Raw genomic sequence first — 17,836 nt, 5'->3', positions numbered from 1 at the left:
CAGTTAACACAGGAATTACTTGGAAAAACTGGTCTGTTAATATGCAGTGGGAATACCAACAAGGTGGAGATATTTATGCTACAACAGTTGGTGCTTTAGTAGGTAGAGGACTTGTAGAAGACACTGACTTCGACAGAACACAAAGTATCGTGCTACCTGGTGTACGTCAATCTACAGGACAACCAAACGATATTCAGTTAACTGCTACAGAAGCATACTTTAACAATATTGGTTTTGGAACTGACGAAGCATTAATTTACGATGCTACACATTTACGATTAAGAGAAGCTTCTATCAGCTACAGACTTCCTAGAAAATGGTTAGATAGAACGCCATTTGGAAATGTATCGTTCACACTTTCTGGTCAAAACTTATTTGTGAAGGCATTTAACACTCCTGACAGTGTAAACTACGATCCTGAATTAAACAGTTTAGGTGTTGGTAACTCTCAAGGATTTGACTACTTAACTTCTTGGAACTCAAGAAGATACGGTATGAGCGTAAAAGTAACTTTCTAAAAAAATCAACAATGAAAATAAAAAGTAATAAATTATTTTGGTTGCTAGGTCTAATACTTGTATTCTCTTGTGAAACAACAGAATTAGATTTATTAGTTGACCCGAATGTACCGAGCCCAGACGCACTGGACCCGGACACAAACTTGAACTATATCCAGTTTCAGTTAGCAGAATTTTTTGAAGATGCTACAGAATCTGGAGCTGAAGCTGTACGATTAGAGTACATGTTCGACGAATATGATGTAAACTTTAACAACACAAACGCAAGTAACAGCGGAATGTGGACAACAGCTTATGCTAATATTTTAAACGAAGTAGAAGCATTAATTCCAATTGCTACAGCTTCATCTCGTTTTAGACACATTGGAGTAGCTAGAATTATTAGAGCATACACTATGATGACAATGGTAGATTACTTTGGTGATGTACCATATACTGAAGCTTTACAAGGAAACAGCGGAATTGTTTTCCCTGCTCCTGATGCAGGTAGCGATGTGTATGATGCTGCTTTAGCAGAAATAGATCAAGCTTTAATTGATTTTGCGAGTATTGATGGGAACACTCCTAACTTCAATGACTTATACTACAGTGAAGGAGCTAGTAACACCATGCCAAACTGGACTAAGTTTGCAAACACTTTAAAATTAAAGTATCATCTAAACAGAAGGCTTATAGACCCAACAGGTTCAGCTGCTGGAATCAACGCTTTATTAACTAGTGGAGATATTATCACTACCAGCGCAGACGATTTCAAATGGTCTTCAGGAACATCGATAAATCCTCAAAGTAGACACCCATATTATGTTGAAGAATACTCTGCTGCCAATACAGGTGAATACATTCCTAACTATTTATCATGGGCATTAACTGAAGAAAAAGGTATGGATGACCCAAGATTAAGATACTACATCTACAGACAGGTAAATTCTTTCCCAACAGATGAAGCTACATTGAACAACGAAATCGATTGTTGGAATAACCCAAGACCTGCAACATATGCAGCGATTGACGCTACACAACCAGTTCCATTACCATACTGTTCTTTATTTGGAAGAGGCGATGGATATTGGGGAAGAGACCATGGTAACAACGATGGTATTCCACCAGATAACGCAAAAAGAACTACATTTGGAGTATATCCTGTAGGAGGTCGTTTTGATGATAATGACGCAGAAGGAATTGATGACAATGAAGGATTACAAGGTGCTGGTATTTGGCCAATCATGATGGATTCATTTGTATATTTCATGAGAGCTGAAGCTGCATTATTCTTAGGAACTTCTGATGACGCTGCTGCAATGTTAGAACAAGGAATAAGATCTTCTATGGCTACTGTAACTGGATTTTTACCAAACCCTGGAGACTTTACAAATACTGCTTCAGCAACAGATATCGATGATTATGTGACTGCAGTAATGGCTTCGTACATGGCAGCTGCAAATGATACTGAGAGAATGAACATCATTGGTAAGGAATACTGGTTAGCAATGTATGGTAACGGTGTTGAAGGATATAACTTATATAGAAGAACTGGTGCACCAGGAAACTTACAGCCTACATTATTAGGAACAAGTACATTCCCAAGATCATTCCTGTATCCAAACGTTACAGTTGATAGAAACATTAATATTTCTCAAAAACCTGGACTAGCGGTACAAGTATTTTGGGATAATAATCCTGCTGGATTTATTCAATAAAAAATAAATTATGAAAAATAAATTTTTAAAAACAATCGTAGCTTTAAGTGCTTTATGTATAGCATTTTATAGCTGTAAAGATGACGATACGTTACCTGTTGATTTTGATGATTTAATTAATACAGGCGTTCCATTTGCTTCCGAAATCATAACAAATGGTTCTACCAACGTAAATAAGTTAGATCCTAGTAGTTCTAGTTTCTCTAAAGATTATCAGCTAATTTCTCCTGCTGGAGGAACTGATATCTCAAAAGTAGAAGTATATGTAAGCATTGCTGGACAAAATGTAACAGCCGCTGAAGTTTTACTATCTACTGTTGAATCTTCAAGTTTTACAAATACAGACGGAGGATACCCTGAAGTAAATATTTCTTTTGATGGTGCATCAATTATTGCTGCTTTAGGTATTGATCCTGCTGGTTTAGAAGGAGGAGATACTTTTGACTACAGATTAGCATTAACAAATCCACAAGGAACATTCTCTGATGTAAGTGCAAACTTTGACAATCAATCTGCAGACCATACTTTCTCTTCTACAGTTGTGTGCGATTCACCAACATTACCTGCAGGAGACTGGATAATTGACATGCAAGATTCATACGGAGATGGATGGCAACCAACTACTAGTGGTGGTGGTGGACCAGGAATTACAATTACATTAAGTAATGGAACTGTATTTGAAATTGGACTTTGTACTCCATACGAAGATCCAGGTTACCCATGTACTCCTGGTGTAAGTTCAGGCTCCATTACTATTACTATTCCTGATGGAGTAAGTGGAGACTGGGTATTCAATGGTGATTTCTGGGGAGAAATGTCTTACCAAATCACCGGACCAAGTGGTAGTACAGTAGCTACTGCTACAGCTGGATCTGCAGCTGGACCAATCGCATTAAACTTATGTAATGAATAAGATTAAAATATCTTAATATTATAGAACTGCCCTTGAAATTATTCAAGGGCAGTTTTTTTTTAAAGTTAATATTCTTTACTTTTCGCGACAAAAATCTAAGAACTAGATTTAATCAAGATTAAATGCTATGAAAAATCAAATGAAAAGTAAACTCTTTTTGTACGGTACCTTATTGTTTTTTATCACATTAAAAGCTCAAAATACTGTCGGTACAATAACGAACGCCCCAGGCACTTTTAACGGATATACACTTTATGCTCCTGCAGGACACACTGAAACATATCTAATTAACAACTGCGGAGAAATTGTCAATCAATGGACAAGCGATGTAGCTCCAGGGAATGCTGTATACCTATTAAAAAACGGAAACTTACTTCGCGCAGGTAGAGTTTCAAATGCAGACATAAATTTTGGAGGTGTTGGTGGTAAAGTTGAGTTATTTGACTGGGATGGAAATCTACTTTGGGACTTCACCTACTCTACTACCACAGTTTCTCAGCACCATGACGTATTTCCAATGCCAAATGGAAATATTCTTATGCTAGCAGTAACTACAATGACAGAAGCTGAAGCAATTCAGGCTGGTAGAAATCCAAGCGATCTTACACAAGGAAAATTGTTCAATGAGCAAATTTTTGAATTGGAACCCACTGGTCTAAATACTGCAAATGTTGTTTGGGAATGGAATGTAAAAGACCATTTAATACAAGATCTTGACCCCTCAAAAGATAATCATGGTATTGTTGAAAATAATCCTCAACTACTTGATATAAATTTTTTAGGAAATTCCGCAGGAAATGCTAACTGGTTACATTTTAACTCCATCCAATATGATGAACGCCTGGATCAAATTGTAATCAGTTCACGTTTATTGAGTGAATTATATATAATTGATCATAGTACTACAACTGCAGAAGCTGCAAGCAGTACAGGAGGAAATAGAGGAAAAGGAGGCGATTTCCTATACAGATGGGGAAATCCTCAAGCTTACAAAAGAGGAACTGCAGATGATCAAAAACTATTTGGACAACATTATCCACATTTTATCCCTGATGGTTTAGATGATGCTCGAAAAATTATACTATTCAATAATGGTTTCAATCGAGTTCCTAGTGTATCACAAATAGATATCATAACACCGCCAGAAGATTCTGAGGGAGTTTATAGTTATACCACTGGAACAGCTTATGGACCAACTAACACTGATTACACATACAAATCTGCAGTAGAAACAGATTTTTACTCAAGAATTCTATCTAGTGCACAACGCTTACCTAATGGAAATACACTAATTTGCGATGGAGATGATGGCTACTTTTTTGAAATAACACCAAATGAAGAAATTGTATGGGAATACATAAACCCAGTTACACCAAATGGTATCTTATCACAAGGAGATGACTCAACGGCTTCCCCAAATTTAACTTTTAGAGTCCTACGCTACGCTGCAGACTATCCCGCATTTGACGGTCGCACACTGACTCCAGGAGCAGCAGTAGAACAAAATCCAGATCTAACAGGTTGCTTAATTTTAAGTACTCCTGAATCAGAACTTACCGATTATAAGATTATCTCTGACCCTCTAAAAAACTTTATATCAATTACTGGCAATGCTTCTCTGAATAAAGTTGAAATATACTCGACTTTAGGTCAACTAATACAGACTACTAAAAAAAGAAATATTGATTTTAGTAATCAACATTCAGGACTTTACATTCTCAAACTTTATTCTAATAACAAAATAACTACAACGAAAGTTTTAAAGAAATAGTTACTGGACTAAACTTTCAATAGTACGCTCCAAAAAAAATAAACTCAATAATTCACTTATTTTGAATTATTGAGTTTATTGGTATTTATTGAAAATATTAAAGAAGCTGCTGCTAATAATTCATATTTTCATCAATCAGTTAAAATATTTAACAAAACCTTCTTCTTTTGAGAATTTTAAGATGTATTGCTGCGCATCGCCCTCATTTCTACACCTATACCCTTGTAAATTAAGACAAAATAAACCTCATTTTTCAAAAAAACTTGGTCTTTCAAAGCATTTTTAAGAAAAAAAAATTGGATTATTAACATATAATTAGGATTTTTGGCGATAGCTAATTCAAATAAATTAAAAAAATGAGAACAAAGTTTAGTGGAATTCTAACGCTATTTCTAGCGTTATTTGTGCAAATTCTGTTTGCACAACAACAGACTGTCTCAGGTACGGTTACCGATGACACAGGTATGCCGCTGCCAGGAGCAACTGTTTTGATTAAAGGTACTACTACAGGTAAGACTACTGATTTCGATGGAAATTATTCTATTAAAGCCAACAACGGGCAAACGCTTGTTTTTAGCTATGTAGGATATGCAAACCAAGAAGTTAAGGTTTCGTCTACAACTATCAATGTACAATTAAAACAAGGTGAGGCTTTAGAAGCTGTAACAGTAGTCGCTTATGGTGGTGCTGTAAACAGTGCAAAAGTTGCATCTGCAATTGCAACTGTTGATGGTTCAACAATTGAACAAGTTCCAATCAACTCGTTAGACCAGGTACTTCAGGGTGCTGCTGCCGGGGTAAATGTGAACACAGGTTCTGGACAACCAGGTCAATCTGCAACAATCATCATTAGAGGTCGTGGATCTTTACAAGGAGATATTGAGCCATTATTCGTAATTGATGGTGTACCGGTAGATCAAGATAACTTTAGAAGTTTAAACCAAAACGACATCGAATCTTTATCAGTATTAAAAGATGCGGCTGCTACAGCAATTTACGGTAACAGAGGTGCCGGTGGTGTTGTAATCGTAACTACCAAGAAAGGTAAAAAAGGATCTGGTATAAACATTCAGTACAGAACTCTTTATGGTGTTGCTGTAAAACCTAAAACTAGATTTGAGGTTATGAATGCTACTCAATTCTTAACTTACCAAAGAGATTTATTGCCAGGTACACAATTTGGTGATGGTTTATCTGATACACAGATCGCTGCTATTGCAGGTCAGACAAATACAAACTGGTCAGATGTATTCTTCCAACAAGGAACTACTCTTTCTCACGAATTAAGTATTTCAACAGGAAATGAGAATACAAGCTCATACACATCTGCTCAATACTATAAGCAAGAAGGTATTACTCTTGGTAGTGACTTAAAGCGTTTTTCTTTTAGAAACAACTTCAATGGAAGCTCTGAAAGCAAGAAATTTAATTATGGAACTACATTAACATTAAACTACTCTGTAAGTAACTTTATTGTTGATGCTGCCAGAGGAGGTAATACAGGTGGACAGTTAGACAACCCATTCTTAGTGCCATACATTGGTCTTCCTTATTTAAACAGATTTAATCCTGATGGAAGTTTAAATACATTTGGTACAATCCGAAGTGGAGCTATCGATGCTAACGGAAACCAAGTAAATGCTAATGGATTTTTAAACACTCCATTCTTAGCAATTAATACTGCAAGATTTAACACTGACCAAGAAACTGAATTTAAGGCAGTAGGTAGTATTTCTGCAGATTACAATTTTGCTAAAAATTTAACTGCTGGAGGTTCTGTTGGTATTGATTATACAAATATTGAATTTTTACAGATCACAACTCCAGGAAGTATTAGAGGTTTAATTACACCTAACCAAGGTTCTGAAATAAAAGGATCGCAAGGTGAGTCGTTTCTTAGAGATGCTAATTTCATAATGAATGCTTTTTTAAGATATCAAAACGACATTACTGACAAGTTAAGTTTATCTGCCTCTATATACGGGGAGTATAACTACTCAAATACACAATCAGCTGGATTTACTGCTTTTGGATTGAATCCTGCTTTACCAGGTTCATCTGCTGGTTTCACTGCTGGAAACACTCAAGAAGGTGATGACACAAATGGAGACGGAATTTTAGATGCTGATACGGAACTTGCATTAAACTATGTTCCAGGAGTATTTTCTAGCGAAACTGAACTTGCTTTAGCTTCTTTATTTGCTACTTTAGATTTAGATTACGACGGTAAATACGGTTTTTCTGGAACAATAAGACGTGATAAAACTTCTCGTTTCCCAAAAAATTCAACAGGTACATTCTGGTCTGTTGCAGGTCGTTGGAATATAGATAACGAGGATTTCATGAATGATGTAGATTTTATTAGTACATTAAAACTAAGAGCTAGTTATGGAGTTGTGGGTAACCAAGGTGTTGGTAGCCGTTACCAAGGTTTACAAACTGTTGCTTCTGACCCAACTAGTTACCAATTAGGTACTGGATACGGATTAAATGGTTTAGTAGATGAGGATATAAAATGGGAAACTACCAATCAGTTAAACGTTGGTTTAAGTTTTGGACTTTGGAATAACAGATTATCTGGAGAATTTGATTACTATAATAATTTAACAGAAGAATTATTCTCAACAAACGCGCCTTTATCTGTTGCTCAAACAGGTTACAATACTGTAATTACAAATATTGGAAGTATGAGAAACTCTGGTGTTGATTTACAGATTGCTTATGATGTTTTAAGAAAATCTCAATCTAACCCATGGTCTATAACAGTTAGAGCTAATGGTAATTACAACAAAAACAGAGTTGAAGAATTGCCAGTAGGATTTACTGGAAATACTTTACGTACTACTGAAGGTCGTCAAGCTTTAACTTGGCATGATGTAAGATGGGCTGGGGTAGATCCTTCTAATGGTCAACCACTTTACTACGATGTTAATGGTAATATTACAAACGAATATGATCCAAATAACGCTGTTTATTTAGATAAAAACTTTGATCCTACATACACCGGAGGTTTTGGAGCAGATATATCTTATAAAGGATTTACATTAAACACGTTATTCTCTTTTGCAGCTGACAGATGGAGACGTAACAGCTCTCTAGCAATTATTGAAGACGCTTCTTTAGCTGGTTTTGCAAACCAATCTGTATCTGTATTAAATGCTTGGACTACTCCAGGTCAAATAACAGATATTCCAAGATTAAATTTCCAAGGTCGTGCTGAAATTGGAGATCGTTACATCGAAGATGCATCATTCTTACGTTTAAGAAATGTAACATTATCATATACTGTTGACTCTAAAATTTTAGAGAAAACCAACATCTTCTCTGGAATGAGAGTTTATGTTCAAGGAACAAACGTATTTACTTGGACAAAATGGAGAGGGTTTGATCCAGAAGGTAACGATGCTGGAGGTTTCTTTGATTATCCAGTTCCTAGAACATTTTCTTTAGGATTTGACTTAAACTTTTAAAAAAAAAATAAAAAATGAAAAAATATTTTCTAATACCAATTATTGTTACCTTACTATTTACAGTAAGTTGTGATGATCAATTAGAACGATTTCCTGTAGATACGTTAGTTGAAGAAACAGCCTTTCAACAAGTATCCGACTTAGAAAACGGACTTCGTGGAGCTATCAATAGCATCAATCGTGTAAGTTTACTCGGGTTTAACTCTATTTTTGCTGACAACTGTAAAGTAGGCGCAGATAATGGAGGACAACAGATTGCTTTAATCAATCAAGTATTAAACTCTCAAGGTGGTGACCAAGGAACTTGGACTGATAGATATAATGCAATAAATAACTTCAACCGACTTCTAGCTGCTGCTTCTACTATAACCCCTGAAGCAGATGAGCAGGATGCTTATGACAATGTTTTAGCACAATCATATGCTTTCAGAGCTTACTTGCACTTTGATTTATTAACTTACTATGCTGAAGATTTATCAAATTCTTCTTCTTTAGGAGTATACTATCAAAATGTAGTTGCGACTTCTGGTTTCCCTGCTAGAAATACAGTTGGAGAAGTATTAACAGAAATCGAAAATGACCTTACGTTGGCATCAACTTTAATGCCATCTAGTTCAACTGATGTAAATTACGCTTCACAGAATTTCATTACATTCTTAAGAGCTAGAATTGCATTATACACAGGTGACTATACAACTGCTATTTCTAACGCAAACACTATCATCTCTAGCTATACATTAGCTAATCAAGCTCAGTATGCATCTATGTTTGCTGGTGATGGTGATACTACTGAAGTTATCTTCAAATTTGATAATGTTTTAGGAAACAATGCTTCGATTGCAGGTAACTGGATCTTTACAGGTACAGGAGGAAACTTTATGGAAATGTCTAACGAGTTATTTGCTCAGTTTGAAGCAGCAGATGTTCGTCGTACTGTTAATGTTGATCCAAGTAGTGATCCAGGTGCTACCCCACCGTCTTTAGGCATTGGAAAGTATCCACCAAACGCGGATACTAACTATATCAATGACTATAAAGCGATGAGACTTTCAGAGATGTACTTAATCAGAGCTGAAGCTCACGCTAGAAAAGCGTCTCCTGATTTTGCTGCTGCTGCTGCTGATATTGCTGCGATTAGAACTGCTAGATTCGGTTCGGCACAAACTGTGCCTACATATACTTCATTAAATGAAGCTATTACAAATATTAAAGCTGAAAGAAGAATTGAATTATGTTTTGAAGGTTTCAGATATCTTGATATCAAAAGATTCAGAAACATATTAAATGTAGGAATTGAAAGAATTTCTATTGATTGTGAAACAGTACCTTGTTCTTTACCTGTTTCTTCTGAGAAATTTACTTTTCCAATTCCTCAAGCAGAAATCAATGCAAATCCTAATATGGTTCAAAACCCTGGATACTAATAATTAAAAAAAAAAGTAATGAAAAAAATAGCAATATTTTTTATGGGAGCTTTATTCTTGTTGACTTCTTGTGAGGAAACAGAATCTCCTATATACGACGGTAGCCAGACCTTGGCGTACTTTAATGGAACTTCCTCAACTTTAGAAGTTGAAATAAACGATAGTAATACTATTGATATTGAAGTTGGAGCTAGTACAATTTCATCATCTGACAGGACGGTTTCAATTTCTGTTGATACTGATAATACTACTGCTGATGCTGCAATCTATAGCTTTCCATCTACTGTAACAATTCCAGCAGGTGAATACTTTACAAATTTAACTGTAACTGCTGTAGATAATGGATTAACTACAACGCCAGAAACGTTATCATTGAAGATTGATTCAATTGATGGTGGAGGTGTTGGAAGTTCAATTACACACACAGTATCAATAGTAGAGATTTGCCCAATTGCATCTACATTTGCAGTTGGTGATTATACATTAAACTTTGTATCTGGTGGAATTGGAGCTGCAGGTTTTGCTCCAGCTCTAGGAACTGGTATTACAGTTACTTTAGCACCAGGGACAGCTTCTACGGAAAGAATCTTTAATGTAAAGTGTTACCCAAGCTTTGGATTTGCAAATGCACCAGCTGATTTTTCTTTCAGCTTAGTTTGTGGTACTACTGTAGCTAATGGTATTGTTGATGGACAAATATCAGGAGTTGGATGTGGTGGTTCAATTGCTTTTGGACCTGCACCAACACCAGGTACTTATACTGTTGGAGATGACACTAACATGACACTTATTTTTGCAGAAGATACTGCTGAAATCTGTGGTTCTGTAGCTACTACTTCATATACACTAACTAAACTATAATCAACCTTGTTATGAAAAAAATCGTAAAATTATTCATCCTACCATTAGTATTGGTACTTACATATAGTTGTGTAAGCGATGATGATAGCAGATTTCAAGCAAATCCAGAGTCTGGATGGATTGAGTTCCCTTCTGCTACAACAACTACGTCAGTTAATAGTTCATTAGAAACTATTTCAATTCCTGTTAATTTTACAGCGCCTATTAATACTAGTAACGTGAGTGTTTCTTATACTATTCAAGATGTATTAGGGAACGCAAGTGATGCTATTACAGCTTCAGGAACAGTTAATATCGCTCCAAATACAAACACTGCAACGATCGATTTAAGTGTTGTGCCAGGTGCGGATGTTGCATTAGTATCTTCTGATATCACTTTTGATATCGTTTTACAAAGTGCTTCAAGAGGCATTGGAATCGGATTATCAGATGGTTCAGCTACAACTGTACATACAGTTAACTTAGTATGTGACCTTACGTTAGACTTAGGTGGAATGAACAGTGTAACTACTAATTATGGTTACCATGATTTCTTGCCAAGCTTCAACCCTCATACTGAAGTGACAGAAATCGTTGACAATGGAGACGGAACTTTCTTCATACAAGATTTCTCAGGAGGTCTTTACAATGGAGGCCCTTACAGTGCTGCATACAACACTGGTCCAACTAGTTTTGATGTAAATTTCAGCAACTCTTGTAACAAAATCCAATGGGAAGGTCAAAGTGATCCTTGGGGAGCTTGTATTCCTTTAGATGGAGGTGTTAACGAAGTTGATATTGCAACAGGAGTAGTTACTATCTCTTGGTTCTGCGAAGGATACGGAGAAAATGGAGTGTCTGTTTATACACCACTATAGCATAAAATCTAATATAACATTAGAATACATAAAAAAACCACCCACTCGGGTGGTTTTTTGTTTTATATTTGTCCCATGCAAAATAATAAAACACAAATTTTTGGTATAAGAGCTATTATAGAGGCAATTAATTCAGGTAGTACAATTGATAAGGTTTTTATTCAAAAAGGTCTCAGAGGTGATTTATTTAACGAATTAGACCAACTTTTAAGATCAAATGCTATCAGCACTTCATTTGTTCCTCCTGAAAAATTAAATAGACTAACCAAGAAGAATCATCAAGGTGTAATTGCATTAATATCTCCCGTTGAATTTCATGACTTAGATTCCTTAGTACTAAACGTGATTGAATCAGGAAAAGTTCCCAAGTTTTTAATTCTTGATCAACTAAGCGATGTACGTAATTTTGGAGCCATCATTAGAACTGCTGAATGTTCAGGTGTCGACGGAATTATTATTCAGAAAAAAGGTGGTGCTCCTGTAAATGCAGATGCTGTGAAAACATCAGCTGGTGCCATTTTTAAAATTCCTATTTGCAAAGTAGATCATATCAAAGATGCTATTTACCATTTACAAAGTTCAGGTGTGCAAATAGTAGCTGCAACCGAGAAAACAGAAAACAATGTATATGATGTAGATTTTACAGTTCCTGTAGCTATTGTTATGGGATCGGAAGGAAAAGGCGTTTCCCCCTCTATATTAAAAATAGTAGATCATCGTGCAAAACTACCAATGTATGGCGAAATTGCTTCTTTGAATGTTTCTGTAGCCTGTGGAGCGTTTTTGTATGAGATTGTAAGACAACGATTGTAAAAATTATTCTTCTTCAAAGGTTTTAGCTTTTTTTACATAAATATAATTTACTCTGATTCTAGGTTGAGTGATTGACTCCTCCTCTACTTCATCTGGTAGTGTTTCTATAAAATTTCCGTTTTCATCAAAATGGCGCATAAACGGATCATCTTCTGGATCAAATTCTTCTTTTTCCCACTCATAGGTTTCCTTGGTATAAACTACTGGTAAAAAAACAGCCAGTAAAAAACCAGTGATAAATCCTCCCAAATGTCCTTCCCAAGAAATATGAGGTTCAATCGGAAATAAATACCACAACATTCCACCATAAATAAACATGATAATCAAAGAAAGCGCAATAAATCTATAATATCGAGTAATCACGCCTTTAAAAAAGATAAAACTCATCAACACATAAATAAATCCACTGGCGCCAATATGATTAGCTTCTCTACCAATAAGCCACGTAATAATTCCTGAACCAAAAAATCCAACAATAAAAATAGTCCAACGTTGCGAACGGTAAAAATAAATAACGGCTGCACTCAGTAAAAAAAGTGGTACAGTATTATTCCAGAGGTGACGCATACTTCCATGAATAAATGGACTAAAAATAACGCCTCTCAAACCTTTAAATGATCTTGGATATACACCATAATCGTTGAAACGAAATCCGAAACGAATTTCACTCCAATACACCAACCAAATCGAAAGGATAAATAGAAATGGTAATAAAACTACTGCTGGCGTGAATATAAAAGGCTGTTCATTGGAATTCATAGTACATTTTACACAAACTAGTCAAAAAATTAGCCAAGATGTGTTTTCATGAAAAATTGTCATAGCGACTACATATTCCAACAATTATTAAGGTTTTTCCATTAAAAAAATATGGGATACACATATATCTTACTGATTATTAATTGTCTAATTAAATAAAAAAGCCTATTAAAACCAACACCAAGAAAAAAAAATTAATAATCACGACGCTGCTAGTCCTTTTACTTTTTTCTTATAGCCATGAAGAAAATACAACGGACAAAATAACTGAAGAAGCTACCCTAAAGTCTATCTATGATTTCGACAACTATGGAGTATCACACAATCTAGCTATGGATCACATAGCCACGATGCCAAATTTTAATGTTGCAACTTTAGAAGACATCTTCCACTTTGCTGACAGCTATACAAATCATACAATAGTAATTCTTGTTAATGTAAAGATTGGCAAACACACGAAGTCCAAATGGATATGATAGAACAATTGAAAGTAAATCTGAACAGAACTTCTAACATACTATTAAGCATGAATGCCATCAAAGCAGAAGATGTTCCGCTTACGGATATGCTCTTTAGCATTTTTGACAATGCCATTTCTTATGAAAATAACTCTTTATAAAAGTATTCAAGAGTTTACTGCCTAGATTGAAGCGCTTGTAGATTTTGTCATAAACAATCCCCTAATAATATATGACCCGAATTTAAAAACAGGAAACTACGCTGCCAACTTTTTAAGAGCATGCAGTATTGCCAAACATAGTTATAGCTATTGGGTTAATGCAACACTTGACTGTTCTCATCCATGGAACTATCGTTTAACTCAATTAAACCTTGCAAGTCGAAAAGACGCTAAAACAGCACCTGTACAAAAAAACCTTTTAGGTGATATCTGGCGTGGAATCAGAAGAGCTAGTGCTTACGTTGGAGGCTTTATCGTTGGTGGGAATTGTGGAGGCGTTTTAGACGGAAGAGATTTGGATTGTGCTATAAAACATGCCAAAAAGAAATCCTGTGGTGTTCGAATATAATATTATGATTTGAAAATAAGCACACCTGTATAAAGTTTGATTTGTAGTTGCTGTATCTTATGCCAACTTCTCATGATTAGTTTGGATAATTGCATTATTTTTGCAGCATGAGTGAACCATTAGCTGAACGCATTCGTCCAAAAACATTAAAAGACTATATCAGCCAAGAACACTTGGTTGGAGAAACTGGTGTGCTTACACGCCAAATTCAACAAGGAATTATTCCTTCGCTCCTGCTTTGGGGACCGCCAGGTACAGGAAAAACAACCCTAGCAAATATTATTGCTACAACTTCCGATAGACCATTTTATACACTAAGTGCAATTAGTTCTGGTGTAAAAGAAGTGCGTGAAGTAATTCAACGTGCCAAACAAGACAATGGTTTATTTACTACAAAAAATCCAATCTTATTTATTGATGAGATTCACAGATTCAGCAAATCACAACAAGATTCTTTGTTAGGAGCTGTCGAAAAAGGTTGGGTAACTCTAATTGGAGCCACCACTGAAAACCCAAGTTTTGAAGTAATTCCCGCATTATTATCGCGCTGTCAAGTATATATCTTAAATCCTTTCGGAAAAGAAGATTTGGTAAAACTATTACAACGTGCCATCAAAGAAGATATAAAACTCTCCAAGAAACAAATAACACTCAAGGAAACGGAAGCTTTATTAAAACTTTCTGGCGGAGATGCACGAAAATTGCTCAATATTTTTGAACTCCTGATCAATTCTGAAGGCACAGAAAAAATTGAGATTACAAATGAGTTGGTATTAAGTCGTGTTCATAAAAATACGGTTTTATACGATAAAACTGGCGAACAGCATTACGATATCATTTCTGCTTTTATCAAATCTATCCGTGGAAGTGACCCAAACGGTGCTCTATACTGGTTAGCTCGAATGATTGAAGGCGGCGAAGATGTAAAGTTTATTGCTCGTAGAATGCTGATTTCTGCCAGTGAAGATATCGGAATTGCCAATCCGACCGCATTGGTCATTGCAACGAATACGTTTCAGGCGGTTACTATTATAGGATATCCTGAAGCACGTATTATTTTGAGTCAATGCGCTGTCTATTTAGCAACTTCTCCAAAAAGTAATGCTTCATACATGGCCATCAAAAAAGCACAAGCAATTGTACGCGAAACAGGCGATTTGACAGTTCCACTACATTTGCGAAATGCACCAACGAAATTGATGAAAGATTTGGGTTATGGCGAAGATTACAAATATTCACACGATTACAATCATAATTTTGTAGCACAAGAATATCTTCCTAATGAAATTTCAAATACTAAAATCTATGATCCTGGAAGAAGTCCGCGCGAGAAAAGCCTTCGTGATTTCTTAAAAAATCGATGGCAAGATAAATATGATTATTAGACTGTAAAATATAGATTGTTATGCTTTCAGCAATTAGACATTGAAATTAAAACTTAATGTCTAAAGTAGATTTTTGGATTCCGCTTCCTGATGATTTAGACAAAATCCACTTTCCGTTTTCCTTATATACGGTAGCATCTTTTCCTTTTACTAAATATACATTTGGCGCACCCGTTTTTAATAAAATCATCACCACTTTTGGTGTTGTATCTACCAACTGATATCCATTTTCAATAGCTTGAGCATACAAAACAGTATTCGCAGTTTCTGCAACTGTTTCTTTCATTGGCTTTTTGGTAACGGTTTCCTTTACAGTAGCTTCTACTTCAACCACTTCTTCCACTTTTGGATTTACTACTTTTTTTGGAGTTTCTTTAACAACAACTGGTGACGGTGGAGGCGGAACTTCCACAACTTCTTTTTTCTTTGGTTCGTATGAATAATTTTCAGCCTGAATATGCTCAAAAGCTCTTCGTAAAGCTTGGTTGTATGCCTTTTCGTAAGCTTTGATCTTTGAACGTCCTATAGGAGTTTCCATGATGATTTTATTAGAGCAATCACGCAATATAAAAGACATTTTTGTCGTAAAAATGTTAGAATCGTTTTTGATATCAACATAAAATGCCATGCAACGATCTGCTACTAGCTCATCTGGAAAATCTTGATTATCATATAATACATGAAAACCTTCTTTTTTGAACAAGTGACGCACTAAGGTATTTACACGATATTTATCATGCTTATTTAAAAAGTCAAACTTATAAGGAATAACTGCATACTTGTATTCATTAAGTCCTTGTGAAAAACAAGAAAAGGTGATTAAAAGAAAAACAACACTTGCCAAAAAACGTTTCATCTGTATATTTTTTTCTATTAGGCTTCCAAATTAAGAATTTTATTGGAATTGACTACTTTTTCTTTATCGGAAAAATGTAATTAAATCCTAATTGAAACGAAGCATAATTGGATTTTGCCAGATTTTGATATTCCAGAAGATTATCTGCCATTATGTAGAAGTTGACATTTCCAATATGTGTAGACAAACCAACGCCTATATTGGTTTTAGAAAAACCATCAACTGCATAGGTTACTTTTCCGCTTAAAAAGTTGAATAATTGCCTGCGATAAAATGCTGATAAAGCAAATTGTGGACGTCTAGATCTCCCGATAGCAAACAATTGCAATCCTGCTTCGTTCAAATAATCACCTTCATCAGCAGTACAATTGCATTCCTTTATGTTTTTCTTTCCATATCTATACGAAACAGAACCATTCAATTTTGGCGAACGCCATGAAATATAATTCTTTGAAATGGTATCTAATTCAAATAAATCTTCAAAATTATCGGAGATTTCTTGCCAGTATTCATCTGCAGTTTGTCCAGAACCATTATTAGGGAATAAAGGGTTGATTCCTTCAAAAGTGTATTCACCTTTAAGTTTATAAGTTTCTACATCTTTGGTATGATAAATAAATCCTAAGTCTTGTACACTTCCAGTAACAGTCCATTGTTCTTTTGGATGATACGTAAAACCAAAATCAAGTCCTAAACCTAAGTTTGCACCAAAAAGTAAACGTTTACGAAGTTCTTTAACTGCTTTTTTATTCCAATCGTTTTGTCCGTCATTATCCAAATCAATTAAAGAAGCATAGCCCGAAGTTTGTAATTCCAAATCTAAATCAAAGGTGTGATTGTAAAAGTTATTGGTACCTTCTGTTGTAACAAATGTACCTCTGTTATTGGTCGATTTAAAATTAAGCAAGCTCGAATAAATTTTTCCGCGAATACCATAGGTAAACTTCTTATTGACTTTTGTGGTCAAACCTACATGCAATACTGAAATCAATTCTCCTTTACCATTCAAATCTCCCAAATCAAACTCACGTCCAATATTAGACTGATTTCCTTCTAAAGCAAGAATGGCATAATCTCTTGGATAGTAAAAATGTAAATCTAATTCTTGATACAATCCAAAAGACAAGTATTTATTAGGTTCATAAGAGTTTCCAAAGGCAAATCCACCACTTAAAATTTCCAATTGCTGATTGACGGTGAAATAGTCATTTCGATCTAAATTATAAACAACACGACGCAATTTGTCATTAAAATTAACTCCATTGTCTGCAAACAAATCATAGGCCGTTACTCCAGAAGCACCAGCACTTGCATGAATATGCGACAATATCGGAATCCCTACATGCCATTTATAATTTACTTCTGTTCCAGGATTGAGCAATAACGATTGGGGAATATCCGTATAATTATAGAGCAGTTGCTTATTTTGTGCAAAGGCAAAACAAGTCAAGAATAGGAATATGAAACTGAGTTTTTTCAAAGAG

At 35.3% G+C, this 17,836-nt stretch carries 13 protein-coding genes and 1 pseudogene; 11 read left to right on the top strand and 3 right to left on the bottom strand.

Annotation, left to right across the window (positions count from 1 at the left end):
• The 9 genes and pseudogenes from MK119_RS08480 to rlmB all read left to right on the top strand — a co-directional run.
• Window positions 1–518: pseudogene (locus MK119_RS08480) on the top strand (SusC/RagA family TonB-linked outer membrane protein); the annotation flags it as partial.
• A gap of 11 nt (window positions 519–529) precedes the next feature.
• Window positions 530–2,215, top strand: a complete 1,686-nt coding sequence (locus MK119_RS08475) for a SusD/RagB family nutrient-binding outer membrane lipoprotein (protein WP_290676954.1) — start codon at window positions 530–532, stop codon at window positions 2,213–2,215.
• 10 nt (window positions 2,216–2,225) lie between these two features.
• Window positions 2,226–3,128 carry a hypothetical protein gene (locus MK119_RS08470; protein ID WP_290676952.1) on the top strand — a complete coding sequence of 301 codons (903 nt, stop codon included), beginning with the start codon at window positions 2,226–2,228 and terminating at the stop codon, window positions 3,126–3,128.
• A gap of 139 nt (window positions 3,129–3,267) precedes the next feature.
• Window positions 3,268–4,899, top strand: a complete 1,632-nt coding sequence (locus MK119_RS08465) for an aryl-sulfate sulfotransferase (RefSeq protein ID WP_290676950.1) — start codon at window positions 3,268–3,270, stop codon at window positions 4,897–4,899.
• Between the two features lie 356 nt (window positions 4,900–5,255).
• The gene (locus MK119_RS08460) at window positions 5,256–8,369 is read left to right on the top strand and encodes a SusC/RagA family TonB-linked outer membrane protein (protein WP_290676946.1); all 3,114 of its coding nucleotides are present in this window, start codon (window positions 5,256–5,258) and stop codon (window positions 8,367–8,369) included.
• A gap of 14 nt (window positions 8,370–8,383) precedes the next feature.
• Window positions 8,384–9,793, top strand: coding sequence for a RagB/SusD family nutrient uptake outer membrane protein (locus tag MK119_RS08455; RefSeq protein ID WP_290676943.1), 1,410 nt, complete (start codon window positions 8,384–8,386; stop codon window positions 9,791–9,793).
• Window positions 9,794–9,811: 18 nt separating this feature from the next.
• The gene (locus MK119_RS08450; protein WP_290676940.1) at window positions 9,812–10,654 is read left to right on the top strand and encodes a hypothetical protein; all 843 of its coding nucleotides are present in this window, start codon (window positions 9,812–9,814) and stop codon (window positions 10,652–10,654) included.
• 11 nt (window positions 10,655–10,665) lie between these two features.
• A complete protein-coding gene (locus MK119_RS08445) occupies window positions 10,666–11,511 on the top strand; it encodes a hypothetical protein (RefSeq protein ID WP_290676937.1) in 846 nt (281 codons plus the stop codon).
• A gap of 75 nt (window positions 11,512–11,586) precedes the next feature.
• Window positions 11,587–12,324, top strand: a complete 738-nt coding sequence (rlmB, locus tag MK119_RS08440; RefSeq protein ID WP_290676934.1) for a 23S rRNA (guanosine(2251)-2'-O)-methyltransferase RlmB — start codon at window positions 11,587–11,589, stop codon at window positions 12,322–12,324.
• 3 nt (window positions 12,325–12,327) lie between these two features.
• Here the strand turns inward: rlmB and MK119_RS08435 are convergent, their stop codons facing one another.
• The gene (locus MK119_RS08435; protein ID WP_290676931.1) at window positions 12,328–13,083 is read right to left on the bottom strand and encodes a rhomboid family intramembrane serine protease; all 756 of its coding nucleotides are present in this window, start codon (window positions 13,081–13,083) and stop codon (window positions 12,328–12,330) included.
• A 466-nt stretch (window positions 13,084–13,549) separates the two neighbouring features.
• Here MK119_RS08435 and MK119_RS08430 point away from each other — a divergent pair, with 466 nt between their 5' ends.
• Together MK119_RS08430 and MK119_RS08425 are read left to right on the top strand one after the other, a co-directional pair.
• Window positions 13,550–13,702, top strand: a complete 153-nt coding sequence (locus tag MK119_RS08430; protein ID WP_290676928.1) for a hypothetical protein — start codon at window positions 13,550–13,552, stop codon at window positions 13,700–13,702.
• Between the two features lie 516 nt (window positions 13,703–14,218).
• Window positions 14,219–15,496, top strand: coding sequence for a replication-associated recombination protein A (locus MK119_RS08425; protein ID WP_290676925.1), 1,278 nt, complete (start codon window positions 14,219–14,221; stop codon window positions 15,494–15,496).
• A gap of 46 nt (window positions 15,497–15,542) precedes the next feature.
• Here MK119_RS08425 and MK119_RS08420 read toward each other — a convergent pair whose 3' ends face one another.
• Together MK119_RS08420 and MK119_RS08415 are read right to left on the bottom strand one after the other, a co-directional pair.
• The gene (locus MK119_RS08420) at window positions 15,543–16,352 is read right to left on the bottom strand and encodes a hypothetical protein (RefSeq protein ID WP_290676922.1); all 810 of its coding nucleotides are present in this window, start codon (window positions 16,350–16,352) and stop codon (window positions 15,543–15,545) included.
• Between the two features lie 52 nt (window positions 16,353–16,404).
• A complete protein-coding gene (locus MK119_RS08415; RefSeq protein ID WP_290676919.1) occupies window positions 16,405–17,832 on the bottom strand; it encodes a DUF5723 family protein in 1,428 nt (475 codons plus the stop codon).
• Window positions 17,833–17,836 lie beyond the last annotated feature (4 nt).

The sequence above is a fragment of the Kordia sp. genome (assembly GCF_022447245.1).
Lineage (GTDB): Bacteria > Bacteroidota > Bacteroidia > Flavobacteriales > Flavobacteriaceae > Kordia.
The sequence above is the reverse complement of the archived record's forward strand: the minus strand, read 5'-3'. Positions and strand labels throughout refer to the sequence as shown.

Coding starts and splice junctions, on each gene's coding strand:
- MK119_RS08475 (WP_290676954.1), top strand. CDS start 530: ATGAAAATAAAAAGTAATAAATTATTTTGGTTGCTAGGTCTAATACTT.
- MK119_RS08470 (WP_290676952.1), top strand. CDS start 2,226: ATGAAAAATAAATTTTTAAAAACAATCGTAGCTTTAAGTGCTTTATGT.
- MK119_RS08465 (WP_290676950.1), top strand. CDS start 3,268: ATGAAAAGTAAACTCTTTTTGTACGGTACCTTATTGTTTTTTATCACA.
- MK119_RS08460 (WP_290676946.1), top strand. CDS start 5,256: ATGAGAACAAAGTTTAGTGGAATTCTAACGCTATTTCTAGCGTTATTT.
- MK119_RS08455 (WP_290676943.1), top strand. CDS start 8,384: ATGAAAAAATATTTTCTAATACCAATTATTGTTACCTTACTATTTACA.
- MK119_RS08450 (WP_290676940.1), top strand. CDS start 9,812: ATGAAAAAAATAGCAATATTTTTTATGGGAGCTTTATTCTTGTTGACT.
- MK119_RS08445 (WP_290676937.1), top strand. CDS start 10,666: ATGAAAAAAATCGTAAAATTATTCATCCTACCATTAGTATTGGTACTT.
- rlmB (WP_290676934.1), top strand. CDS start 11,587: ATGCAAAATAATAAAACACAAATTTTTGGTATAAGAGCTATTATAGAG.
- MK119_RS08435 (WP_290676931.1), bottom strand. CDS start 13,083: ATGAATTCCAATGAACAGCCTTTTATATTCACGCCAGCAGTAGTTTTA.
- MK119_RS08430 (WP_290676928.1), top strand. CDS start 13,550: ATGGATATGATAGAACAATTGAAAGTAAATCTGAACAGAACTTCTAAC.
- MK119_RS08425 (WP_290676925.1), top strand. CDS start 14,219: ATGAGTGAACCATTAGCTGAACGCATTCGTCCAAAAACATTAAAAGAC.
- MK119_RS08420 (WP_290676922.1), bottom strand. CDS start 16,352: ATGAAACGTTTTTTGGCAAGTGTTGTTTTTCTTTTAATCACCTTTTCT.